The 23,580-nt window shown below is 46.5% G+C and carries 20 protein-coding genes and 1 pseudogene; 5 read left to right on the plus strand and 16 right to left on the minus strand.

Features of this window, described 5'->3' with window-relative positions; translation table 11 throughout:
* Positions 1–288: 288 nt before the first annotated feature.
* The gene (locus H525_RS25760; RefSeq protein ID WP_051331103.1) at positions 289–2,691 is read right to left on the minus strand and encodes a 5'-nucleotidase C-terminal domain-containing protein; all 2,403 of its coding nucleotides are present in this window, start codon (positions 2,689–2,691) and stop codon (positions 289–291) included.
* A 227-nt stretch (positions 2,692–2,918) separates the two neighbouring features.
* Here H525_RS25760 and H525_RS0116150 point away from each other — a divergent pair, with 227 nt between their 5' ends.
* Together H525_RS0116150 and H525_RS29055 are read left to right on the plus strand one after the other, a co-directional pair.
* Positions 2,919–4,076 carry an aminotransferase A gene (locus H525_RS0116150; RefSeq protein WP_027417022.1) on the plus strand — a complete coding sequence of 386 codons (1,158 nt, stop codon included), beginning with the start codon at positions 2,919–2,921 and terminating at the stop codon, positions 4,074–4,076.
* A 183-nt stretch (positions 4,077–4,259) separates the two neighbouring features.
* Positions 4,260–4,394 carry a hypothetical protein gene (locus tag H525_RS29055; RefSeq protein WP_281172630.1) on the plus strand — a complete coding sequence of 45 codons (135 nt, stop codon included), beginning with the start codon at positions 4,260–4,262 and terminating at the stop codon, positions 4,392–4,394.
* A gap of 170 nt (positions 4,395–4,564) precedes the next feature.
* Here H525_RS29055 and H525_RS0116155 read toward each other — a convergent pair whose 3' ends face one another.
* From H525_RS0116155 to H525_RS29195, 4 genes and pseudogenes are all read right to left on the minus strand, one after another.
* Entirely contained in the window at positions 4,565–6,034 is a 1,470-nt protein-coding gene (locus tag H525_RS0116155) for an alkaline phosphatase family protein (RefSeq protein ID WP_027417023.1), read from the minus strand.
* Between the two features lie 243 nt (positions 6,035–6,277).
* On the minus strand, positions 6,278–7,915 hold the full coding sequence (locus tag H525_RS0116160) for a 2-hydroxyglutaryl-CoA dehydratase (RefSeq protein ID WP_035101599.1): 1,638 nt from the start codon (positions 7,913–7,915) through the stop codon (positions 6,278–6,280).
* 42 nt (positions 7,916–7,957) lie between these two features.
* The gene (locus H525_RS0116165; protein ID WP_027417025.1) at positions 7,958–11,452 is read right to left on the minus strand and encodes a BadF/BadG/BcrA/BcrD ATPase family protein; all 3,495 of its coding nucleotides are present in this window, start codon (positions 11,450–11,452) and stop codon (positions 7,958–7,960) included.
* A 95-nt stretch (positions 11,453–11,547) separates the two neighbouring features.
* Positions 11,548–12,234, minus strand: a pseudogene (locus tag H525_RS29195) (sensor histidine kinase); the annotation flags it as partial.
* 323 nt (positions 12,235–12,557) lie between these two features.
* Between H525_RS29195 and H525_RS0116175 the strand changes: the two are divergent.
* Positions 12,558–12,839 (plus strand): hypothetical protein, encoded by a 282-nt coding sequence (locus H525_RS0116175; protein ID WP_027417027.1) that lies wholly within the window; start codon positions 12,558–12,560, stop codon positions 12,837–12,839.
* An 80-nt stretch (positions 12,840–12,919) separates the two neighbouring features.
* Here the strand turns inward: H525_RS0116175 and H525_RS0116180 are convergent, their stop codons facing one another.
* The 6 genes from H525_RS0116180 to paaX form a co-directional block, all read right to left on the minus strand.
* Positions 12,920–14,362: an NAD-dependent succinate-semialdehyde dehydrogenase gene (locus tag H525_RS0116180; protein ID WP_027417028.1), complete on the minus strand. Its 1,443-nt coding sequence runs from the start codon at positions 14,360–14,362 to the stop codon at positions 12,920–12,922.
* A gap of 36 nt (positions 14,363–14,398) precedes the next feature.
* Complete coding sequence (paaD, locus tag H525_RS0116185) at positions 14,399–14,890, minus strand: 1,2-phenylacetyl-CoA epoxidase subunit PaaD (RefSeq protein WP_245590501.1); 492 nt, start codon at positions 14,888–14,890, stop codon at positions 14,399–14,401.
* Between the two features lie 16 nt (positions 14,891–14,906).
* Positions 14,907–15,734, minus strand: coding sequence for a 1,2-phenylacetyl-CoA epoxidase subunit PaaC (paaC, locus tag H525_RS0116190; RefSeq protein ID WP_027417030.1), 828 nt, complete (start codon positions 15,732–15,734; stop codon positions 14,907–14,909).
* A gap of 16 nt (positions 15,735–15,750) precedes the next feature.
* Positions 15,751–16,083 carry a 1,2-phenylacetyl-CoA epoxidase subunit PaaB gene (paaB, locus tag H525_RS0116195; protein ID WP_027417031.1) on the minus strand — a complete coding sequence of 111 codons (333 nt, stop codon included), beginning with the start codon at positions 16,081–16,083 and terminating at the stop codon, positions 15,751–15,753.
* A 12-nt stretch (positions 16,084–16,095) separates the two neighbouring features.
* Complete coding sequence (gene paaA, locus H525_RS0116200) at positions 16,096–17,034, minus strand: 1,2-phenylacetyl-CoA epoxidase subunit PaaA (protein WP_035101686.1); 939 nt, start codon at positions 17,032–17,034, stop codon at positions 16,096–16,098.
* A 419-nt stretch (positions 17,035–17,453) separates the two neighbouring features.
* Entirely contained in the window at positions 17,454–18,281 is an 828-nt protein-coding gene (paaX, locus tag H525_RS0116205; RefSeq protein ID WP_027417033.1) for a phenylacetic acid degradation operon negative regulatory protein PaaX, read from the minus strand.
* Between the two features lie 199 nt (positions 18,282–18,480).
* Between paaX and H525_RS0116210 the strand changes: the two genes are divergently transcribed.
* Both H525_RS0116210 and H525_RS29060 read left to right on the plus strand, forming a co-directional pair.
* Positions 18,481–18,783, plus strand: coding sequence for a hypothetical protein (locus H525_RS0116210; protein ID WP_027417034.1), 303 nt, complete (start codon positions 18,481–18,483; stop codon positions 18,781–18,783).
* Between the two features lie 101 nt (positions 18,784–18,884).
* Positions 18,885–19,019 (plus strand): hypothetical protein, encoded by a 135-nt coding sequence (locus H525_RS29060; RefSeq protein ID WP_281172632.1) that lies wholly within the window; start codon positions 18,885–18,887, stop codon positions 19,017–19,019.
* A 121-nt stretch (positions 19,020–19,140) separates the two neighbouring features.
* On the opposite strand, the gene H525_RS0116215 is transcribed toward H525_RS29060, so the two are convergent.
* From H525_RS0116215 to H525_RS0116235, 5 genes are read right to left on the minus strand one after another with little or no spacing between them, the layout of a single operon-like run.
* Entirely contained in the window at positions 19,141–19,554 is a 414-nt protein-coding gene (locus H525_RS0116215; protein ID WP_027417035.1) for a thioesterase family protein, read from the minus strand.
* Positions 19,555–19,558: 4 nt separating this feature from the next.
* A complete protein-coding gene (locus tag H525_RS0116220) occupies positions 19,559–20,758 on the minus strand; it encodes a thiolase family protein (protein WP_027417036.1) in 1,200 nt (399 codons plus the stop codon).
* 21 nt (positions 20,759–20,779) lie between these two features.
* Positions 20,780–21,979 carry a thiolase family protein gene (locus H525_RS0116225; protein ID WP_027417037.1) on the minus strand — a complete coding sequence of 400 codons (1,200 nt, stop codon included), beginning with the start codon at positions 21,977–21,979 and terminating at the stop codon, positions 20,780–20,782.
* Complete coding sequence (locus H525_RS0116230; protein WP_027417038.1) at positions 21,976–22,731, minus strand: 3-hydroxyacyl-CoA dehydrogenase family protein; 756 nt, start codon at positions 22,729–22,731, stop codon at positions 21,976–21,978. Before H525_RS0116230 ends, H525_RS0116225 begins: the two co-directional genes overlap by 4 nt.
* Positions 22,715–23,572, minus strand: coding sequence for a 3-hydroxyacyl-CoA dehydrogenase family protein (locus H525_RS0116235; protein ID WP_027417039.1), 858 nt, complete (start codon positions 23,570–23,572; stop codon positions 22,715–22,717). Before H525_RS0116235 ends, H525_RS0116230 begins: the two co-directional genes overlap by 17 nt.
* Positions 23,573–23,580: the final 8 nt, after the last annotated feature.

A 23,580-nucleotide genomic window follows, 5' to 3' on the forward strand; every position in this document is an offset into this window, starting at 1 on the left:
GCAGAGGTGTCCGTGCTCCTCTTTTTTGTTAAGCTGGATCGGTGCCCTGCTCGCCTCGTTTATTATTAGTATTGTAAAGAAAACTTGGCTAGCACCAAGCCAAAGGCGCAGACGATAGCCTTAGTTGCCCTTATGCGTGTAAGAAAGTTATGCTTTCTTATACGTTAAAAAATGCAGGTAAACTTCTGTAAAAACTTTGACTTCGTGGTATCCCTCAAAAAAATTAACGAACGAGAGGCTGCCCTCCAGTATGAAAAATTAATTTTTCGAAATTCTTTTTCGGATTTCCTACTGAGAAACTTTTTGAAATCGATTTTGACCGGACGGATATAGCGGACTGTGCGCTTTGACGTAATCGATGAACGCATCGAGGTCAAGTACGCCGCTGTCTACTTTTTTCAATCCTTTAAGCGAGGCAAATCCGTCTCCGCCTCCCCGGCAGAAATCGTTCACCGCAATCGTGTACGCTTCATCATCGTGAATGGGCGTTCCATTCTGTTTTTTCATGTCTATTACCTTTTGGCCGATTGGCTTACTGTCATCATACGCGTACGTAAAGCCCGCAATCTGGCCGATGCGTGTCATTCCGTTTGCCTGCCACTGCTGATTGAGAAGTGCGCGCAGGTCTTTCCCGGTTAATGACAATTTTACAAGAATGTTGCCAAAAGGCTGAACACTAAAGAGCTTTCCATACGTTATATCTCCCGCTTTGATATCGTCGCGAATTCCACCGCTGTTCATAAAAGCGAAATCCGCATTCATTCCTTCTTTCATCGCGTCAGCAATCACATCGCCTAATGCGGATTCACCATTCTCGTTTACCGTTCTGGTGATATCGGCAGCCGCCGTTCCGATTTTTGCATTGCTGATCGGCGCGATTTTCTCCACGTATCCATTTACCATTCTCGCCACTTCTGCATCCGGTGTCATTCCCTCATGCTTCACATCTACGATAGTAGCCGTCACGCTGACGGCATCGTCTGTTTTTTTGTTGATTTTTACGTCCACATCATCAAACGCAGTTCCATATGAGTATGCCTCCACCACTTTAATCTTCTTTTTAGGGTTCTGATTATTTTGTACGTCAACGTTTAAAAGACCGTGGTTGTGACCGCCAAAAATGACATCCACCTCGGGATCAACGGCCTTTGCAAGGTCGATCACTTCCCCGCTTGCGGTATCACCTGAACCATAACCCGGATCGTGGGCCAGTACAACAATCGTGTAAACCCCCTGTTTTTTAAGCTCGTCTACGGCTTTGTTAACGGCTGGAGCCTGGTCAACAAATTTTAGTCCTTTAATGCCTTCCTGCTTGACAATGTTCGGCGTTTCATTCGTCATCACACCGATAAAGCCGATTTTCGTGCCATGGATTTCTTTTACTACATAAGGAGGAAGAAATGGCTTGCCTGTCGCTTCGTCAATTACGTTCGCACATACATAAGGGAAAGGGGCGCCGCCAAACTTTTCACCTGTTTTCGGGTTGACACCTCCTTGAATAAGTCGAAGGGCTTCATCTTTGCCATGGTCAAACTCATGGTTTCCTAACGTACCAACGGCAAAGCCCATCTTGTTTAAAAATTCAATGGTAGGTTCATCCTGCAGTAGGGAGGATTCCAGATTGCTTGCCCCTACGGCATCACCCGCGTGAACGAGCAGCGTATTCGGATTTTGTTGGGCGAGCTGTTTTAAATAGGCCGCAAGGTAGCTTGCACCGCCAACGACGGAACCGTCTTTATTTGTTTTGCTGTAATCCAGATGACCGTGAAAATCGTTAATGCCAAGCAATTGAACGTCAACGGTGTCTTCCTTTATATCCTTCTTTGCTTCCGTTTTCCCTTCATATTTCGTACCCTTGATTTGCTGTTCGGCATACCATTTCTGTGCGTTCGTCACAATTTGAATCGAAGGGTCATCCTGTACAAGGGCGAAAAAGCTATTGATCGGTGCTGTTGTCTTGCCAACCGGACCTCGAATATATTGCAACGTAGCTTCATGTTCGGCTTTTACCGCGTTCAGCACATCCGCGTCAGGCGTTACCAGAGCTTTTTTGGAAGTGCTATCATACACCGGAAGCACGTTTGACCGGGAAGCCGCAACCTTCCAATTTCCGTTTTCCTTTTTCAACGTTAAATCAATGACACCGAGCGCTTTTCCGAAAGAAGCGGCTTCAACAGCAGCTACTCCATTAACGGTTCCCTTGGCAGAATCCACACCAGGCGCCTGAAAAGTCGGGTCGGCAGACGGAAACGTTAAATGAGCATGCCCAAAAAGAATGGCGTCAATCCCGGGAACCTGGCTTAAATAATAAGCGGTATTCTCATCCATACCTTTTCGGTCCGTCTTATCAAACCCTGAATGGTCAAGAGCAATGATAAGATCTGCGCCTTTCGCCTTCATTTCAGGTATATATTTCTTTGCTGTCTCAACAATATCTTTTGCCGTGACTTTCCCTTCCAGATTAGCTTTGTCCCACTGCATAATTTGCGGAGGTACGAATCCGATGACACCAATTTTAAGAGTTTGTTCCTGTCCATTTTCATCTTTAAAAGTCTTCGTAATCATCTTGTAAGGTTCCCATCGATTCTGGTCCGCATAGACGAAAGAAATAGCAGCCGGAGAAAAAAACAGACCGAAAGCAAGGGAAGAAGCAAGCAATTGATTTAACGTCTTACGAAAGGAATCATTCATGACAACACCGACCCTTCTTACTAAGATTCATATCCACTATTTACTACTTTAGGTAAGATTTATTGATTTCATGTTAATAAATGTTTATGTACATGTAAAGATTACTTTTGGACATTTACAGTAAAATCTACGTGACGATGTTTTAGCTCGTATTTTTAAAATTTAATAGTAAAATAGGTGAGAAAGAATAGCTGTTGACTAGATAGCAGGAAAGGATGAGAGGCAGAATGGAGCATCTGATCAACCCTAATGTTCGCACGATACAAGTTTCTGGGATCCGAAAGTTTTTTAATATGGTATCCCATTATCCGGATGCGATTTCCTTAACGATTGGCCAGCCGGATTTCCCAACGCCGGAACATATTAAACAATACGCAAAAGAAGCGATTGACAGCAACAGGACGACCTATACGCCAAACGCAGGCCTGATGGAATTGCGGCAGGCTGCTGCAAATTTTGTCTCACAAAAATATTGCCTGTCCTATCGTCCTGAAGACGAAATCATCACGACAAACGGTGCGAGTGAAGCCATTGATATTGCCCTGCGAACAATCCTGACGGAAGGGTGCGAGGTTCTGCTGCCGGGACCGGTCTATCCTGGATATGAACCCATTATTAAACTATGCGGCGCTGTGCCGGTCTACGTGGACACGAGAGAAACCAATTTCAAAATTAGCGCTGAATTGCTTGCAAAGTACATAACGGAGAAAACACGCTGTATTATTCTCCCTTATCCGTCCAATCCTACCGGCTGTACGCTTGACCGCCAGGACATCACGGCTATCGCAGCCTTGTTGAAAGGCAAAGAAATCTTCGTGATCTCGGACGAAATTTACAGTGAACTCATATATGACGGAGAGCATGTTTCCATTGCTTCGATTCCGGATATGAGAGAAAAGACGATCGTGATTAACGGCCTGTCTAAGTCACACTCGATGACCGGCTGGCGTATCGGCTTTACATTTGCCCCTGCGTATATTACAAACCAGATGGTCAAGGTTCACCAGTATAACGCCACCTGCGCGAGTTCCATCAGCCAGTATGCGGCCATTGAGGCTTTGACAGCAGGCATCAATGACGCGGAAAAAATGCGGGAAGAGTACAGAAAAAGAAGAGATTATGTGTATAACCGGCTGCTCGCCATAGGCATGGATGTGGTAAAGCCAAGCGGAGCCTTCTACCTGTTTCCATCGATTAAAAAATGGAACCGGAAATCTTTTGAATTTGCTTTGCAGCTTCTCGAAACAGAACGGGTGGCTGTCGTTCCCGGCGATGCCTTCTCGGAGTATGGGGAAGGATATCTTCGCATTTCGTATGCGTATTCGATGGAAGTTTTGGAGGAAGGGCTCAATCGGATAGAACGCTTCCTGAAAGCAGGGGTGTAAAAAAGAGCGTGTGAGATGCATCGGGTCGTTCTTTTTTGCAGAGTTTTCCCTTGTGTGGAAGCGTCAACTGTCCGTGTTATGTAAGAAAAACTCGCGGGCGTTGCCGCTCGTCCTTTTTCTGCAGGGAAGCGAACGGCCGCTTAGTGACCGGAAGTCGGACCGACAAAACATCCGGGTACCTCAATGATGGAGACAATTGTCGGTCTGATCGACCTTCCGGCCACACGCTCCACATCGAAAAAGCAACGTTCGGCACACTCCCGCGAGTTTTTCTCAGGTGACCCATGGAGGAAAGTATATGTTGCTTTAACACTGTAAAGCAACATATACTTTCTTTAATGCCAAAAAAAGGGGTACCTGTACGAAACATCCAGGCAGCTCGAAAAGGGAGACAATCGGACAGGAAAGACGTCCCCCTTTTCGTCTTAACATTAGGTCGGAAAGAAAACGAAAACTATGTCGGAGCAGCAAGTTCAAAACACCACAGCTTATTTCTTCCCTGTTTCAAAAAGCTTAATAATGTACTCTTTCAAATCAACTAAACGCGGAGGTTCGTTTACAGGATATTCTGTTCCGGCCACAATCAGAGGAATCAGTGAATCATATTTGTGTAAAGAGCCATGGCTCCCGCCGTTCAAATGAACGGGATAGTGTCGGCTTTTAAATTCATATCTTGGACGGGCAGTAACGACAATTACGGGAATGTCTTGAGAATACAGTGCTCCGTATAATCTGGAAAGTACGTCGGGATAATCCCCGTAATGTATAATTCCTTCATCAACCTTTACATCCAGTGTAGCCCATTCTCCAGTAATGTTCCATGCTGTCCCATAGATATCAATATTTGATCCACCCGGCTCAAAATAAACCTTTCTCCCCGATCCCCCTTCTCTTACTGATACTCCTCTATCTTCCTTCCAGGCGATAAGATCAATTCGCGAATCTAACAGTAGCTGTTGCATAATTTGCTGTTGCTTATCCGGTTTTAATGGATATATATAAGCCATCCGTTCATTATTACAGACTACAAGATCATGAACGCTCACATCCTCTCCCAATTGAAGAACACGAAATGGTTCCAGCAGCTTATCAAGATCGATATTGAACTCTTTTTCTTTTCCAATATGTGTCTGCCCATGATCACTAGTGACAATAAACACACATTGATTCAATGCATCATCCCAGGAACCGAAAACGTTTAAAATTTCCTGTATGCGCTGGTCTACTTTAATCAAAGATTCCCCCGCATAAGTGGGACCCTTTTTATGTATCTCATGGTCGTTATCCGGAAGATATACCAGCATAAAATCCGGTTGAAAATTGGACTCTATAAGCTGTTTTGCTACATTTACAGCGTATTTGTCGTTAATTCCAAACCGACGTCTATATCCTTGTATATTTAAGGGAATTTTTTGTTTTAAATTCGTTTGAACCATAGCCCCTAGTGTTAATACATCTGGGCCAGAGATATCTCCACGAAAGCGAAACCCGGTTGCCAGCTTTATTAAAAAGGGAAGCTGAACGCAATGCTTTTTGCTTCCCCGATGGACAATCGCATTGATGGAGGCTGATGTTTTCCCCCTGCATTCCAATTCTTCAAACAGCGTCGTAACTTTTTTACTTAGTTGTTTTTCATTAAGGTTATAAAGAACATTCTGTGCACAAGCAGAGAGCCCCAGCTTTATGACACACTTCCATCCGTTAAGGTAATTTATGATTGCTTTTTCCTCAGGGTTATACCAGATAAGCCCGGGAATCCGATGAACATTAGGATAAACACCCGTTACTAATGAACTATCAACAGAAGCCGTCATGGTTGGAAAAACGGTAACACAATTGGGCCAATATCTTCCCCGATCCTTTAAAAACTGAAGTGCCGGAACAGTTTTTTCCCGCATACAATCTTCCAATATATTTGGCATTAATGAATCAACAAGAAGTAAAATTACCTTTTTCATCTCACTTATCCTTCACTTTATTTAACACAACCCTATAATTGAAAGACATTTATAGACCGTTGAGCGTTCGCCTTTTATTTCTTACCATTTCTTCTGCATGTTATGCAGGAAACATCTAGACAGCGAGAACATGCAATTAATGGTCCACCTCAACGAAGAAGGCTGTTGAAATTTTCTCAACAGCCTTCGTATAGTCATAAGGATGGGGTCTTGCCGCAGATTTGCCTTCCAACTTTTTTTGCTTTAGCCCTCCCTAACTTCTGCTCTTTTTCGTGGAAAAGAAAACCAATTGGAAAATCGCCGAATATTATACACTACATTTGCTGACGTACAAGCAACAACATGACGACTTGTTCGCAATGGATGATTTATTTTCGTACATGCCTTATATTTCTCTAAGCCTTCTGCAGTAATCCTTTTTTCAACTAAGGCTTCCTCGAATTCCTTCTGAGCAGCCTGTTTTGCCTTAAACAGCATCATTTGCACCCGGCTGTATACATTAATTGCTCCATCTCCTGTCGTTTCAATCGGAAGAAAGATGGCATCAGGATATTTCTCGGTGATCAATGATTGAACTCCGTCGGATACACCGGAAGACGGCATGCACCCGAACGGCTTGACAGAAATGGTCATATTTACTTTCCGCTTTGCCACGTTAAGAATCAGTTTCCCCACTTCCATATGTCCTTCTCCGCCGCGCAAATGGTTATTGTAATGATCATGGGCAACCCGGGCAATCTCATCCATATCGGGCAAATGATAATCATGTAGGCCAAGTGTCTTGGCATACGTTTGGAAAATGACCCGAACGGCACGCTCAGCCAATCCAAACATGCGCAGGAGCACGACAGGATTTTTTCCTTCTAATCCGTGACCTCCCGAGTCGGCTTTCCTTAAATTCATTCTTCTAAGGGTATCGTAGCGACCTTCCCAAATGAGGTACAGGATCCAAGCCGTCACCGATTGTACTTCGACCTCCGCTCCTTCATTTTCTAGAAAGCGCTGTAATTGATAGTTGCCATCTCCCTCCGTTGTCATAGCCCAAAACTCACCTATGATACTTGCTTTTGGTTTCACCCGGGTCCGGTCAACCCGAACTGCTTGCAACTCCTTACGGCATGTAAGCAACGTCGGGATCAGCCATTTTCTGTGGTGTAAGGCATTATACAAATACTGTTTACAGCGGGTTAAGGCAGCATCCGTTGAACCTGCTTCCACTTCATAGGGGCGAATACGATAACCTAACGCATTCAAAATATCCCCCAACAGAATAGCTTTTAGAAAACTAATAAAAAACGAAGTATCTAATTTAAGGGCCGATTCCCCTCCAGTTACCTGTTTTAGACCACTTTGCTGTTGGAACAAGAGAACTCGAAAACCATCAAACCCTGCATCGCGCAGAGCCTTACGGTACTCCGTGACATACGTTCCGAAGCGACAAGGACCACAAGAACCGGCGGTAATGAAAAGATAATTACGGATAATTTCATCCTTTGACTTTCCTTCCACATCGCGAAGGTAATGCAGATGTTTGATTAAATTTCCTACCGTGAAATATGTCGGGTTGCACTGCCCACGGTTGCCAAATTCCTTGCCATATCGAAGCGACTCGGTATCCGGACAGTCCAAATGCTTCACCTGATATCCCAGCCCTTTCAGTGCTCCCTCTACCAGATAATCGTGCGCCATGGTTAGCCCCGCAAAAAGAATGGTCGTGGTCGCTCGATCTTTAGCTAAAAACTGACGGGGGACGGGATCAAACCACTGATCCTTTTTCTCCTGATTTAAACCCAGGGCTTTTTCCTGATCCGCCTGAAATAAGATCAACTCGTCCTCAAGGGAATGATCACGGGGTGGTTCTTCGTTTTTGATGATAGACATGATGTGTTTGCACTCCTTGTTTTGATGAAAGATAGACATTTGTTAATTTCCTGTCTGAGAAATGCTAATGTTGTCATACAATCCAACTTGTTCGTTTTGTTGACGGCGTAGCAGGTCGGCGCGTTTTTGCTCAAGACGCTGCTGCAATTCCGCTTTTTTTTGAGCCAAGTCCTGTAAACGTTCTTCATGAAGACCCAGGCTATGAGCATACGTTTTTACACGTATTTTTATAGAACCGCTTGGTTTGTTGGCATCAATATCATGCAATGCCGAATAAGGAGTACCTGCGGTTGAAATAATCGAATCAATCAGTCCATAGGTGGGAGCGTCATGTCCGCATTTGAAACTGGACAGATCCAATATAGCCACATGGGGATGACGCGCAGCAAATTTAGCTGCCCAGACCTTTTGTACACTGTTGGAACTGAAGTTTTCCGGCCACACATCGCTTACTTCTAATGCATACTCCACACGTCCACTTTTCAAATCGTCGCTGAAAAAGCGACTCAACCACGTCTCATCTTTAGGAATGGAGCGCATGGACAAAATGGGATAACCCAAGACCTGAAACTCTTCTAATACACCGTGATTAAGACCTGGATCAGAGTGATAGGGACGTCCAATCATTAGAATGGCGATGCGATTTTCCTTTTCCACCTGCTCAAGGATCAGTCGACCCCTCTCCTGCATTTCAGCGTCAAAAAGGTGCATCGCTTTCCAACCCTGATCGACCGCAAAGTCACTTTCATCCTCGGTGATCTCAAGCTTTTCCTTAAATTCCTCAAACAACTGCTTCTTCATCAGGTTGAGTTCTGTAAAGGTGACCGCCGGATCAAGGTAGGTAACGCCTTTTGTCTCAAAAAAGTTGATTTCTTTTGTAAAGGCGGCCCTGATCACATTCGGAGCACCAGCCACAATGGGACAGCTGGCCGAATCCATCACGTTATGCAGATGGGTCGGAATATGCGTGATACAAGGAAAAAAAATATAATCAAGAGGCTTTTTCTCATGGTGTTTAAACAACAAGTTGTGAACATGAGCTTGGGCGACTTTGGAAGGGTAACAAGGATCAATTGATCCGTATTTCCCTCCTTCCTGCCACATTTCTTCACTAGTGTGATCGCTAAAAACAATATTCCGTTGATCGATACCAAGCGTCTCAAAATACGTGCGCCAAAAGGGGGCCGTAGACCAAATGTTAAGCACCCTGGGAATCCCGATACGAATCTTTTTACGCCGTTCCATTGTTTCGATAGGTGAACGTTCAAAATAACGCTGATAAGGAGTTTTTCTCAACCCGAACCAACTACGCTGTATCCGAACATCATCCACTAGCACATCAGGCTCAGGCAAGCCTTGAGGGTCATAGAAGTGCTGGAACATGCGGCGTGCCTCATATTCCACCAAGTTAGGATAATGTTTTTTAAGTTCCTGTCGCTCTCTGGTCAGTTTGATCACGGCTTCCTTATCTTCAACCGTTCCCTTTTCGCAGCTAAAACCAGAGATATAACGGGCCATTTGTCCGTCCGGTGTCTGAGAATCAATAAAAGTTCGGCTGCAGTGGTTCGGACAGAATGTGCAGCGGGTGGATTCATCGTTACGGGTGATATAGTACAGATTAATGGCTGCATCCAGACCCAAGAACGTTGAATATCCTCGACGCTTTACAACACGCAAGGTTTCCATAGCGGCCCCGATCGCTCCTGCTTCTCCAGGATGGGGATGAACGTAAACTTCCGCATCAGGAACCCGCTGTTTAATGTAATCCACCTGAGCCTTCACAGCAGCCAAGTTATATTGCGTTCCTCCCTGTAAGATGAACTTGCGACCGAGTTCCGCCATACGTGGAATCTGCACCACATACTGCCATACATTCTTTGGCAAGACCAGAGCCAAACCAGCCAACAATTCCTCTTTAGAATAACCCTCTTTCTGAAAATTAACCCGATCTGCATCGAGAAATACGGCGCAACCATAGGAAAATTTAGGAGAAAGAGCTGCCCTGAGGGCCGTATCCGCATATTCCTGGATTGGAATACCAAACTGGTCCGCCATCGCTTGCAGTAACATTCCGTTCCCAGCGGAACATTGATTAGACAGCCTGAAGTTACGGATATCCCCGTTTTTAAGAAAGAGTACTTTGATGTCCTGGCCGCCGATATCACAAATTACATCGATATCGCCAAATTGGTGAACCGCACTCATCATATGGGCAACGGTCTCCACAATATTTACGTCCGCCTTTAAAGTTTTTTCTAAAACATCCGCCGCATATCCCGTGGCACCAAAACCGATGATCTCTAAATCGGCTCCCTCACCATTCACCTTATCCCGGATCCGCTTCAACATTTCTTTCGTATCTTCGATCGGATTTCCCTTGGAAAGCTGGTATTCCTTAAGTAAAATATTTCCGTTTTCATCCACCAAAACGGCTTTGGACGACGTAGAACCGCCGTCAAGGCCGATCACGGCCCTCACCTTCTGACCCGGCACGAAAGTAGTCGGTGTAAATCGAGGAATACGATAACTCTCGCTAAATTCTTGAAGTTCTTTTTCGCTGCTTACCAGTGGTGGGCCTGCATTTTCTCCCAATTTTGCTTTCCGACCATGATCAATAAATTCCTTTAGTCCTTCCAGTCCTGTGTAGGTACCTACACCCATGGGTTCATGCATACCGTACAAGACGGCACCGTAAGCTGCATAGTACTGCGAATTTCCGGGCACAAAAATCAATTCATGAACGGGGATATCTTTGGGATAATCGTACCCTCGTTCTTGCCAAGTTTCAGGAATACGCTTTCGCCAACATTCTTGCAGGAAAGGCAAGTATGTATTAGGACCACCCAGTAAAAGAACACGATGCCGCAGTGTGTTTCCACGGGTTAGAACGGAAAGGTTCTGCATGACAATGGCATCTGCTAAAGAACACATGATTTCAGTGGAGGGAATTCCGCTTTTCACCAGATTGACAATATCGGTTTCCGCAAACACCCCACACTTGGCGGCCACATGGTGCAATTTACTGTCATCAAAGTGCAATTGGCCGACTTCTTCCATAGGCATTCCTACTTTAATCATGCACTTGTCAATGGTGGCACCGGTGCCGGATGCACACTTGTCATTCATGGAAGTCAGAGCTTGCTTATTCCCTGTTTCCTCGTTTACCTTAAAAATGATAATTTTGGCATCCTGTCCTCCCAGTTCAATCACACTCCCCACATCGGGGTGAAGATGTTCCACCGCCATCGTGACGGCATTTACTTCTTGAACAAATTTCCCTCCAATGTGCTCAGCAATGGGGCCGCTGCCGGAGCCCGTCAAAAATACGCGAATGTTTTCTTGTTTAATATGGGGAAATTCATTTCCAATAATAATTAAGAATTCTAAGACCTTTTCCGCCTGCTTCGTATTGTGGCGTTGATAGTCTGACCAAAGAATTTCTTTACTTATTGGATTCACCACTGTTGCTTTCACGGTCGTTGAACCGACGTCAATCCCTATTATTAAAGAGTCTAACTTTTGGTTTTTGTGTCCCATGAAATTACTCCTTGTTAAATGAAATACAATGTTATTATTTGAATAAATTAAACAACATATACATAGTGAAAACACCGCCCTTTGAATGGACCTTCTTAGACTGGAATGTAATTTAGTGAAAAAAGCGCTTCTTTCTGCGATAGTTTGCTGAAAGAACCCGCATATTGGAGGATCTTTTTTGGGGACCCGCTAAAAAAGCACAGGGACATACAGCTTTTACTGGTACAAAAGAAAAACAGCACCTTTACGATGCTGCTTACAATTCTTAGTGTTACTTTTGCATTGGCTCTCATAACTGAAGAGCAATTTTTTTCTAAGCTTGATATTGCGGATGTACTGCCGAAATTTCTCCACATCGGAGAGGTCCGACGGGAGCTGCCTACGCCGTCGTCCTCAATGACGAACCGGATATATCTGTCTCTGTCGGTGACAGACAACGAAACAGTTCCCGCTCCCTCTTTCTCAAACAAACCGTGGCGGATCGCATTCTCCACGAACGGCTGAATGTATAACGATGGAATCTCCAGCTCTTCCAGTCCTTCGTCAACATAGAGCCGGAATCCGAAGCGATCCCCGAAGCGGACTTTCTCGATTTCTTCATACGCCCAGATCAGCTCCAATTCCTGCTGAAGCGGTACAAACAAAGAAGTGCGATCCCGATCGAACACAAAGCGTAAATACTTACTCAACATGGATAATAAATAAGCCGCTTTGTCGCCGTCTGTATAACAGAAGGAAATAATGCTGCTGATCGCATTGTAGAGAAAGTGAGGCTTAATCTGGGCATGAAGAAATAATAATCAGAAAGAATACTTTGCGCCCAATGTCTGATTCTGTCCAATTAAGGTAGTAAAAAACGGAACGTAAACGGAATAGGGAAGGAAAACAACCCCGATCAAATAAAGGATCACAGGTGACAAAAGTCCCCACCAGCCTCTTATGAATATTACTTTATTAAAAACTATACCATTCCGCGCTCACAAAAAACTCACAAATCTGTATGGTTTTTTGTGAATTCTCATCTCTTCTTAATCTTTTTGACCTAAAGCGGACATAATTGTCACGTATAATAGTCCTGACTAAATTAAGAAGGGAGTCCTTGCCAATGAATATTTCAAGCACATCATTTACCCAGCCGAAATTTACAAACTATTCAAATCTCCAAAACAACACAACAGGACAAGCTCAGCCGCAAACAGATGCTGCACAAGCCAATGAAAGCAGCGGAGTAAAAAAAGGTCATCACGGGCATCATGCGCATCATGCACAGGGGACAGAGTCAAAGCAGCAAGTTCAAAACACCTCAGCTTATTCAGCTACACCAGGCCAACAGCCACAAAGCACCTCTCCTGTTGTTCAAAGCAGCACGATTGATTTTACTGCGTAAATTAACAGAAAGAGCCTGCGAATCTTCAGACAACTGAAAATTCACAGGCTTTTTCTACGTTATGCCTCTTTAAATCGATACTAAATTTGGAAGGATACAAACTTTGTCTCTAAGAATTCTTCCATGGCGTAGCGGCCGCCTTCACGTCCAATTCCACTCTCTTTAAAGCCTCCGAAAGGCGCCTGTGTCTGGGTAGGTGCCCCGTCATTAATTCCGACAATTCCATATTCCAATGCTTCAGACATGCGGAAGCAGCGGGAATTGTCTTTCGTATACACATACGCAGCGAGGCCATAATCCGTATCGTTTGCCAGTTCAATGACTTCGGCCTCCTCCCTAAATGCAACGACCGGTACAACGGGACCGAATGTTTCTTCATTATAGATCTTCATTTCTTTTGTAACATCCAGTACAACCGTAGGTTCACAGAAGAAACCTTTTCCGTATTCCCCGTCTGTTAGGCGGTTTCCACCAAAGACGATCTTTCCGCCCTTTTTCTTCGCATCATCAATGTGGTCTAACACCTTTTGCAGGCCGCGCTCGTTAACAAGCGGACCGATTTCCGTTGCTTTATCGCGGCCGTCGCCAACCTTTGCGTTCTTTAAGCGCTCAACTAGTTTCTCGGTAAACGCGCTGACAATTGACTCCTGCACATACAAGCGGTTCGTACAAATGCACTGCTGGCCGGTATTGCGAAACTTGCTTTCAAACAAGCCGGCTACTGCGGCATCCAAATCCGCATCCTCAAATACGATGAAAGGTGCGTGCCCGCCCAGTTCAAGGCTCACACGCTTCACAGTTTTGGCTGCGGCTTCCATTAACAATTTGCCTACGCGGGTCGAACCGGTAAAACCGACCTTGCGCACTTTCTTGTTTCCTGTAAATTCTTGACCAACCGATTCAGGTTCCCCAATGACGAGATTGACGACGCCTTTCGGGAAGCCGGCCTGTTCGATTAGTTCGAAGAGACGAATCGCGCTTAAAGGCGTACTTTCAGCCGGCTTGAGTACAACAGTACAGCCGGCTGCGAGAGCCGGAGCAATTTTACGTGCTACCATATTTACCGGGAAATTCCACGGAGTAATCGCTGCAACGACGCCAACCGGCTGCTTATTTACCATAATCCGCTTGTTTGGAACAGAAGAAGGCACGGTTTCCCCGTATACGCGCTTCGCTTCTTCAGCATACCACATAAAATTATCAGCAGTACCGAGTACTTCCCCTTTTGCTTCACGCAGAGGCTTACCCATTTCTGCGGAGACGATGCCTGCCAGCTGATCGCGATCGTTGCGGACGAGTTCGTACAGGTTATATAAGTATTTCGAGCGTTCACGTGCCGTTAGTTTGGACCAGCTTTTAAAAGCGACATCTGCCGCGTCAATTGCTTTTTGGGCATCCCGGCTGTCGCCAAAGGTAACGATGCCTACTGTTTCACCGGTAGAAGGGTTGATGACCTCAAGCTTGTCTCCGCCTTCTGCTTCTACCCATTCCCCGTTAATATACATCTTCTTTAGTTCTGCCATGGAGAACACTCCTCTGCTTAAATTTTTCTCTCTTTACTAAACCGGCTTAAGCGCCTCAAACGGATTTTTGCAGTGTTTACAATACAGAATGCTTCGGCATGCTGTTGGGCCAAATAAATTATCCAGCGTGGTATAAGGAGACCCGCAGTATGGACAATCTACCACCCACGGATCACCCGGCTGATGGTTACGAGGAGGGGGAGCAATGCCGAACGACTTTAACTTTTCCCGTCCCTCTTCTGAAATCCGATCTGATGTCCAATGTGGGTTAAAAACGAAGTGAACCTGAATTGCCGGGACCTCCTCAAGTGTTTGCAGCTGCTGGATGATCGCTTTTCTCATCATCTCGATCGCGGGACAGCCGACGAAAGTTGGCAGTACATCAACCCGAATGCTTTCAGCCGTCACCAGTACCCGATGGATCATTCCCATTTCCACCATGCTGATTGACGGAATTTCCGGGTCCTTTACCTCGCGCAGTAATTCCCAGACCACTTCTTCTGTAATGGCTTTTTCAGGTTGAACCAAAATCCTCACCTCTCGATTACCAGTTTGCAGCAGGATTCAGACGGTACACCTCAGATAGAGTCGCAACAGCTTCAACCAGGTCCGCTGTGTGCTCTCCGGCCCGGCCGTTTACCTCGCTTTTTTGTGGTTTGCCTAACGAAATGACTTTGGTTTCGAAGGCCTGGCGCGCTTTTTCCAACCAGCGCTGCAGCAGAACCTCTTCGTCCTCAATCAGTCCGAGCTCAACGATTTCTTTCGCTTTTGGTCCAAGATCGAATAAGCCGGCCGCATCCTGCCATACTTTTTCCATCGCTTTCGTCATCCTCATGCTGGCTTCTTCCGTACTATTCACCAATTGATTGAACCAAACTTGCCAGTGATAGAGATGATAGCGAAGTTCGGCAAGCATCTTTTTCGAAGCAAAGGCCAACGGTTGGTAGGATGAGCGCGCAAGGGATTCCAATCGCACAAGCTTAAATAATTCGTAAGCATAAAACCTCGCGATCGCATATGCCCAATCATAGTGCGGGTCTTCCTTATAATTTCCACTGCCGTTCGGGCGTTCGACAAAAACCGCGTTCTTAAATTCTTCCGGTTTTCTCAGCTGAGCCAAGTCGTCTGCTCGGCCCGCTCCCAGCTCCTCCAACATTTCATAAAACATAACCGCATGGCCCATCGTATCCTGGGAAATGGACGAGAAAGCTACATCCTCTTCAATATGCGGGGCTAAACCTAACCATTCTGAACCACGATAAGCCAGGATAAAATCATCGTCCGCCATCTGGAAAAGCAATTCAGTCAATGCAGCAAGATATTCCTGCTTTTCGCCCGCTTCTTTCGCTGTCGCAACTGTTAAATCTTGCACTGTATTTCCCTCCGTTCTACTTCGCCGATAAATTTTTCTCGTACTGCTCTTTATGATGGCGCCACTTGGATGGAACGTCGCCGTACCCTTTCGTCTCTCTGTACGATTTATTATCCAAACGTTCCAGGTAAGGCCGTTCTTCAGGCGGAAGGACGTATATGTCATCCCGCTTTACCACCCAGATGTTGACACAGGCTTCCCGGCGCAGAAAGTTTTCTCTGGCCATCGTCATCGCAATCTCATGATTTGGCGCTAATAAGCTGAATTGATGAGTAAAGCTCGATGTAGGCGTCTTCTGGCTGAATACTTCAAATACAGCAAACGTTTGATTATCATTTTGCTGGTCCATGTTTATCACCCCTTATACAATCTCACGCGTTTTTCCCAGCAGCGCTTCCCGGACCCACTTCGCCTCTTCATAGGATACTTTTCTCAGCTGCAATCTTTCTTTCGAACACGGGCCGTTTCCTTTTACGATTTGCTTGAAGGATTCCCAATCGGGCTGCTGGTAGTACCATTTGCCTTCCTGCTCGTTGTAGTGGATCGTCTCGTCCGGAAGGGTCAAACCTAAATGGAAGATGCGCGGTACGTATTTATTGAAAAATTCCTGGCGCAGTTCTTCATTCGTTTGCGAACGGATTTGATAGCGTATATTCAGCCGCTGGTTGCTCGAAATGTTTTCGTCTTCAGGCGGACCGAAGAACATCAGCAGAGCCGGCCACCAGCGGTTAACCGCATCCTGCAGCATTTGACGCTGCTCGGCTGTTCCTTCCGCAAGGGCCAAAACGATGCTTTCTCCATGCTGGGCATGAAATTTCTCCTCCGCACAAATACGGTGAAGAGCACGGGAATAAGGAGCATAAGATGTGTCAAGCGACATCGTCTGCGTAATGATCGCGGCACCATCTACCAGCCAGCCAATCACTCCCGCGTCCGCCCATGTAGGCGCTTCCATATGAAATACGTTGTGAAACTTTAATTTCCCAGTAAACAGGTCGTTTAAAATATCCTCACGCGTCTTCCCAAGGGGTGCGAGCAAATCCTCGGCTACACGCAGAAGAAGCTGGCCATGCCCCATCTCGTCCTGCACTTTTGCCATGATTGCCAGCTTTCTGCGAAGAGAAGGCGCTTTTGGTACCCATTCCTTTTCTGGAAGCGCTCCCATAATTTCGCTAATTCCATGCATAGAAATAAGCTTAATTAATTGGCTTCGATAGTCATCCGGCATCCAGTCGTCCGCTTCAATTTTCTCACCACGGTCAATTCGCGCCAAGAACTCCTGCAGCTTTTCATTCTCCATATCGTTAATAGTAACAACTTGTTGACCTACCACTTCAGGTCCTCCTTTCAGAATCGTTACTCATGTTTCCACTATAAAAATTTTATAAAACGTTTTTATAACGTTATAATAACATATCGTCATATAAATGTGTCAATAGGGTGATTCAGGATTATCGGCCAAATTGAATTTTATTAGAGCTATTTATACTAATGAACAGCATAAGGATGGAATAAATGGGGGCGTAAGCATTACTGGAACAGGCCTTTCATTTTTGTGTGAGAAATTTGGGAGAACGTCTTGCTATAATAGAACGCGAATGTTAAACGGGAACATTAGTAGTATACAAAAAGTCGATTTTCACCACATTAAGGTGTTATCGACTTTTTGTGTATCCATCCTCATTTACTTCCTATTGCATCATTACGCAAGTTTGCCGATTATGCATTTGCTTCAACCGGAGGCGGCTCATATGCTTCTTCAAAGAAACGAACGGCGCCTGGATGAAGAAGATTATAATAATTCCGGAAAAGAACATCGGCTTCTTTTCCAAGCCATACATCAGGGAGCAGTTCCTCTGGCAGATCCGGGTCGATGAACAGGAACTTGCGATAATGGTGAACCAGCTTTGTCTTTTCAACAAAGCATTCACTGTCCTGCACATTCTGTTCATTTGCCAGAAAGGATTCATGCTGCGGCCGGTACAGATCAATAAATTCCTGATACGCCCGATTGATGGTGTAAAGGTCCCAGCATTTTTCTACGAGACGTTTCGAATCGCTCCAGCCCAAGTGCTCGGCTGTAAAAATCTCTACATGATTTTGCAGTTGATAGGTCTCCGTTAGTTCTTTTACTCGATCTGCCAGGTCATTGGGGCTGATCCAGGTGCTCGTCGTGAGCATGCCGAATCCTAAGAAGCTAAGCTCTTTACGGAGCTGGTCACGAAGATTGCGGTTCTCCTCGGGAATGTTGTAGCTGGCCATGCACCATTTGCCGTTCCAGTCGGATGCCTCTACCTTATAAATTCTCTCGGCCGCCTCATCCAGGCGTTTTTTGCCCCGTTCGGACATTGAATAATAGCTTCTGTTTCCGACTTTGCGCGACTCCAGCCACCCTTGTTTGAGCATGCGTGAGATCGCGGCACGGACCGCCTGTTCTGACAGCCCAAATTGACCCATTAGCTTGGTCAGGCTTCCTACCCAGATTTCATTTCCATAATGTCGGACGTATTCGCCGTAAATCGTAAACAGCATGGATTGGGGTTTCAATAGTGTACCTCCTACTCTCCATCTTGATTTCTCTACTTTCCATCCATTTGTGAATTTTTTCGCACAAACATGACGGGTTCTTCATATTCCGAATTAAAAACGTTATTATATTATAGAGAAAAAGAGAATAGCGGTCAATTTTTTTGTTTACATGTTTTAGATTGTTAGATAATTTTAACGAAATGAAAGGTGATTAACGATGACAGTCGTCTCTGAACGCGTTCCACAGGTCCTTGAATCCTATTTTGTACCAAAAATAAACGTCGCTTATCCCGAGTTCATTCAGGATCGAGAATGGGATCCTGCCGGGGGCAGCGAATCGATTAGCTGGCAGTTTGAAAATCAAGCAAAAGTTACACTGCGGTTTTATTCCGAAGATACAGCCAAAATTCAATCGATGCCTGCAAGCCTCGTCCTTCCGGAAGAAGGCGAAGACGGATGGTTTTATACCGCGCAAGAAATTCACCTGTTCTTAACCAAAATTAAACGTTCTTTCTGCTGAGAAAAACTCGCGGGCGTTGCCGCTCGTCCTTTTTCTGCAGGGAAGCAAAACGGCCGCTTAGTGACCGGAAGGTCGGACCGACAAAACATCCGGGTACCTCAATGATGGAGACAATTGTCGGTCTGATCGACCTTCCGGCCACACGCTCCACATCGAAAAAGCAACGTCCGGCACACTCCCGCGAGTTTTTCTCAGCTGACCCATGGAGGAAAGTATATGTTGCTTTAACACTGTAAAGCAACATATACTTTCTTTAACGTTAAAGAAAACTTGGCTAACGCCAAGCCGAAGGCGCAGGCAATAGCCTTAGTTGCACTTATGTGTATAGGAAAGCCACGACGGCGAATGTCGTGGCTTTCAGGATCCGATTCGGATTTGCTCCTGGATTCGCTCAATCCGTTTGGCCATATCCGTTTTTTTAAAGAACGCCTGGATAAAGGAACCTTGCCCCACTATGTTTAGATTGGTATGCGCGGTCACTTCGCAGACGACCCTTTTCTCATTGACTTCCGTACATACGGCTTTAAAACGGACGACCTGCCCAACGACAGCCGGTCCGATATGCTTGATATCGATAGAAAAGCCCGCCCCTTCCTCATCGTCCTCAAGATACGGCAGGATAACATAGCGGCCGGCTTTCTCCATGTAATAAATCATCGAAACCGTTGAAAGAACGGGATGGACAACTTCCCCATCGAATGCCGGCATCATCGATTCTTCAACGATGATTGAAAAATCCGCTGTTATCCCTGGTACGAGCCCTTCTTTCATCCTATCACACTCTTTCTATAATCGTTGCAATCCCCTGTCCTACACCGATACACATCGTCGCCAAACCATAGCGAACCTCTCTGCGCTCCATCTCATATAATAATGTGGTCAAAATCCGGGCTCCGCTGCAGCCGAGTGGATGGCCGAGCGCAATAGCACCACCGTTCACATTAACCTTATTCGCATCCATGTTTAACTGTTGAATGCAGGCAAGCGATTGAGCGGCAAACGCTTCGTTAAGTTCAATTAAGTCGATGTCTTCGATGGATAATCCTGCTTGTTTTAACGCCTTCCGGGTAGCCGGAACAGGGCCCATTCCCATTATCGACGGATCTACGCCAGCCACCGCCGATGCGATGATTTTTGCTTTCGGCTTTAAGCCTAATTCGTTAGCTGTCTCCATTTCAGTCAAGAGAAGCGCCGCTGCGCCGTCGTTAATACCGGATGAATTGCCGGCCGTAACGGTACCTCCTTCTTTAAAGGCGGGCTTCAGACGGGATAGCTGTTCCAATGTCGTGTTCGGGCGGGGGTGTTCATCCATATCGACAACCGTCACATCTCCTTTGCGCCCTTTTATTTCTACCGGGACGATTTCCACAGAGAATTTTCCTTCCGCGTTTGCCCTTGCATACTTCTGCTGGCTGTTGTAGGCAAACTCGTCCTGCGCTGCCCGCGAGATTCCATACTGCTCAGCCACGTTTTCCGCCGTTTCTCCTAAAGAGATCGGTGGATACATTGCTGCCAAACCAGGATTTACAAGTCTCCAGCCAAGCGTTGTATCAAAAAGCTGCTGGTTTCCTCTTTGATAAGTGGTCGTAGGTTTCATCATAACAAGCGGAGCACGAGTCATGCTCTCTGTACCGCCTGCAAGATAAATTTCGCCCCTGCCTGCAAGGATCGCATTGGCAGACTGATTCACCGCTTCAAGTCCCGAACCGCACAGCCGATTCACCGTCACACCTGGAATTTGCACAGGCAAGCCGGCCAATAATAGCGACATGCGGGCCACGTTACGATTATCTTCTCCAGCTTGATTCGCACAGCCAAAGATAACGTCCTCAATCCGCTCCGGATCCAACGAATTTCGTTCCAGCAATTTACGTATAACAAGGGCCCCCAGATCATCCGGGCGCACATCCTTCAGTGCCCCGCCATGACGGCCAATCGGCGTTCTTACCGCATCAATAATTACCGGTGTTTTCATCGTATGTTTTCCTTTCTCCTATTATAGCGCTTCGACGAGCGTGGCAAGCCCCTGTCCGCCGCCAATGCAAAGAGACACAACGCCATAACGAAGCTGGCGGCGGCGCAGTTCATAGAGAATGGTGCCAAGCAGGCGGGCTCCGCTGCACCCGAGAGGATGACCAAGAGCAATAGCGCCTCCGTTTACATTCGTTTTTTCCATGGGAAGGCCAAGTTCCCGCATACATGCCAGCGATTGGGAAGCAAACGCCTCATTCAGTTCAAAAAGATCAATATCCTCAACGGTCATGCCCACATCCGCGAGCAGCTTGCGAATCGCCACAACCGGCCCGATTCCCATCAACCGCGGATCGACGCCGCCGACGGCAAAATGAACGATTCTTCCCAGCGGTGCCGCCTGCGCTTGCTTCATTCTTTCCTCAGACAAGAGAAGCACAGCAGCCGCACCATCGTTGATCCCGGATGAGTTCCCCGCTGTAACGGTCCCATTCTTGCGGAAGGCGGGCTTTAGTTTTCCTAATGTGTCAAGCGTTGCGTCACGGCGCGGGTGTTCATCCTGATCAAATACCTTTGTCTCGCCTTTTTTGCCGGGAATAAGCACCGGAATAATTTCTTCCCGGAAAAGGCCGCCATCGATGGCTTGAATAGCCCGCCGTTGGCTCTCTAAAGCAAAGCGATCCTGATCGTCCCGGCTAATCCCGAATTTCTCCGCGACGTTTTCCGCCGTATCTCCCATCGTCAAATCCCCATACAGGGACACAGGGGCCGAGCGCGGTCCTCCGAAAGATTCCATTAAGGTTTGCGAACCCCGCTGGTACGGCTGTGCAAACTTCTCCATGATATACGGAGAACGGGTGAGATTTTCCACGCCTCCTGCTACCACGGATTCCGCGTGGCCTGCTTGAATGCTCTGGGCGCCGAGATTAATCGCTTCCAATCCTGAGGCACATACCCGGTTAACGGTGAGCCCGGGCACAGATTCCGGGAAACCCGCCTTCAGCAGCCCTACTCGGGCAATATTTATGAAAGGACCTGCTGAAATAACGTTGCCCATGATGACGCTATCAATCTGGTCCTTGGACACTTCCGCCCGATCCGCTACACCCTGCATCACGGCTGCAGACAGATCATCAATCGGTACATCCTTTAAGCTGCCGCCCAGCTTACCGATGGCCGTCCGGACACTTGCTACAACATAAACTTCTCTCTTTTGCTCCATCATTTTACTCCCGCCTCTTGTGCGGTATACGTGTAAAACCCCTGCCCTGTACGTTCTCCCAGCCGCTTCGCCAGCACCATCTTGCGAAGCAGCGGGGCAGGGCGGTAGCGTTCTTCGCCAAGATTTTGATACATCCCTCTTATAATGGAAAATACTTCATCCAATCCGATGCGATCCGCCCATTCCAGCGGGCCGTACGGATAGTTCGTTCCCTTCTTCATCGCAACATCAATATCTTCAGGGGTTGCCGTTCCTTCCATCACGGCGAATACCGCTTCGTTGATAATTAATGAAAGGATACGCGGAAAGACCAATCCCACTTCATCCTCTACAAGGGCCATTTCCTTCCCAAGCGTTTGAAACAGTGCAGCCACTGTCTCCATTGCCGCCGGCCCGGTTTGCAACGCTGGAGCCATTTCAATTAATTGACGTTCGCACAGCGGGACGAGCGTGCCAAAGCCGCATACCCGTTCGGGGAAATCTGCCCACGAGGCGATTTCCGTTGCCGTTATTGCCAAAGAGGTAGAGGTAATCGGCACTTGCGGGGGCAGCAGTTGATCCAGCTTTTGAATAATTGATTTCTTTTCATCGAGGTCGAGATTGCTTACTTCAATTGCCAGGTCCACCGGATGATGACCCTCTTCAAGTTCATCGACCGTGATAACAGAATAACCGTGTTGAACCAGCAGTTGCTTCAACTCACCGAACAGAGGGCTTTGACCGGCCAGCACAACGGCTTTACTCGCTGTATTCATAAAAACCCTCCCCTGTTTTCCGGCCGAGCGATCCTGCCTGCACCATTCGCTGTTGGATTCGGCTTGGTTTAAACCGGCCCTCGTGGAAGAAATTCGTATAGACCGATTCTGTTGTTGCGTAATTAATGTCGATGCCAATCATGTCCTGCAGTTCGAACGGTCCCATTTTAAAACCGCCGGCTTTCTTCATAATGTCATCGATTTGTTCTACGGTACTAATGCGGTCACCGAGTATACGTAAAGCTTCATTATAATAAGGGCGTGCGACACGATTGACGATAAATCCGGGCGAGTCACTGACCAGAACAGGCGTTTTGCCTAAATCCTTAGCGAATTGATAAGCCCTTTCCACGTTTTCTACACTTGATTTTTTTCCCTTAATGATCTCAATGAGCGGCATAACGGGAGCCGGATTAAAGAAATGAAAGCCGAGAATTCGCTCCTGATGCTTTAATCCTCCGGCAATTTCTGTAATAGAGATAGACGATGTGTTGGATAAAAGCAGTGCATCCTCACGAAGCGTATCCGCAAGGGTAGAAAAAATCGTTTTTTTTAAGTCGAGCCGTTCCGGAACCGCCTCGATCGCGATGTCGCAATCACGAAGAGACTTAAGTTTGGTTTCCGCTGTGACTCGTCCCGTGATTTCTTCCTTCTGCTGTTCAGTGATTCTGCCTTTTTGTATATCTCTATTTAATATCGACGCAATGTAACTTTGTGCCCGTTCCAATGCATCGGGGTTAGCATCCACTAAAGAGACGCGGTGTCCGGATCGAGCGCAGACAAGCGTAATGCCTGCTCCCATCGTACCTGCGCCAATGACTCCTACCTGATAAGGCGTCATATGATGGA

The sequence above is a fragment of the Aneurinibacillus terranovensis DSM 18919 genome (assembly GCF_000430625.1).
GTDB lineage: Bacteria > Bacillota > Bacilli > Aneurinibacillales > Aneurinibacillaceae > Aneurinibacillus_B > Aneurinibacillus_B terranovensis.

Excerpts from the sequence above, each read along its gene's own strand:
- H525_RS25760 (WP_051331103.1), bottom strand. The coding sequence starts at position 2,691 with ATGAATGATTCCTTTCGTAAGACGTTAAATCAATTGCTTGCTTCTTCC.
- H525_RS0116150 (WP_027417022.1), top strand. The coding sequence starts at position 2,919 with ATGGAGCATCTGATCAACCCTAATGTTCGCACGATACAAGTTTCTGGG.
- H525_RS29055 (WP_281172630.1), top strand. The coding sequence starts at position 4,260 with ATGATGGAGACAATTGTCGGTCTGATCGACCTTCCGGCCACACGCTCC.
- H525_RS0116155 (WP_027417023.1), bottom strand. The coding sequence starts at position 6,034 with ATGAAAAAGGTAATTTTACTTCTTGTTGATTCATTAATGCCAAATATA.
- H525_RS0116160 (WP_035101599.1), bottom strand. The coding sequence starts at position 7,915 with ATGTCTATCATCAAAAACGAAGAACCACCCCGTGATCATTCCCTTGAG.
- H525_RS0116165 (WP_027417025.1), bottom strand. The coding sequence starts at position 11,452 with ATGGGACACAAAAACCAAAAGTTAGACTCTTTAATAATAGGGATTGAC.
- H525_RS0116175 (WP_027417027.1), top strand. The coding sequence starts at position 12,558 with ATGAATATTTCAAGCACATCATTTACCCAGCCGAAATTTACAAACTAT.
- H525_RS0116180 (WP_027417028.1), bottom strand. The coding sequence starts at position 14,362 with ATGGCAGAACTAAAGAAGATGTATATTAACGGGGAATGGGTAGAAGCA.
- paaB (WP_027417031.1), bottom strand. The coding sequence starts at position 16,083 with ATGGACCAGCAAAATGATAATCAAACGTTTGCTGTATTTGAAGTATTC.
- paaA (WP_035101686.1), bottom strand. The coding sequence starts at position 17,034 with ATGGAGAATGAAAAGCTGCAGGAGTTCTTGGCGCGAATTGACCGTGGT.
- H525_RS0116210 (WP_027417034.1), top strand. The coding sequence starts at position 18,481 with ATGACAGTCGTCTCTGAACGCGTTCCACAGGTCCTTGAATCCTATTTT.
- H525_RS29060 (WP_281172632.1), top strand. The coding sequence starts at position 18,885 with ATGATGGAGACAATTGTCGGTCTGATCGACCTTCCGGCCACACGCTCC.
- H525_RS0116215 (WP_027417035.1), bottom strand. The coding sequence starts at position 19,554 with ATGAAAGAAGGGCTCGTACCAGGGATAACAGCGGATTTTTCAATCATC.
- H525_RS0116220 (WP_027417036.1), bottom strand. The coding sequence starts at position 20,758 with ATGAAAACACCGGTAATTATTGATGCGGTAAGAACGCCGATTGGCCGT.
- H525_RS0116225 (WP_027417037.1), bottom strand. The coding sequence starts at position 21,979 with ATGATGGAGCAAAAGAGAGAAGTTTATGTTGTAGCAAGTGTCCGGACG.
- H525_RS0116230 (WP_027417038.1), bottom strand. The coding sequence starts at position 22,731 with ATGAATACAGCGAGTAAAGCCGTTGTGCTGGCCGGTCAAAGCCCTCTG.
- H525_RS0116235 (WP_027417039.1), bottom strand. The coding sequence starts at position 23,572 with ATGACGCCTTATCAGGTAGGAGTCATTGGCGCAGGTACGATGGGAGCA.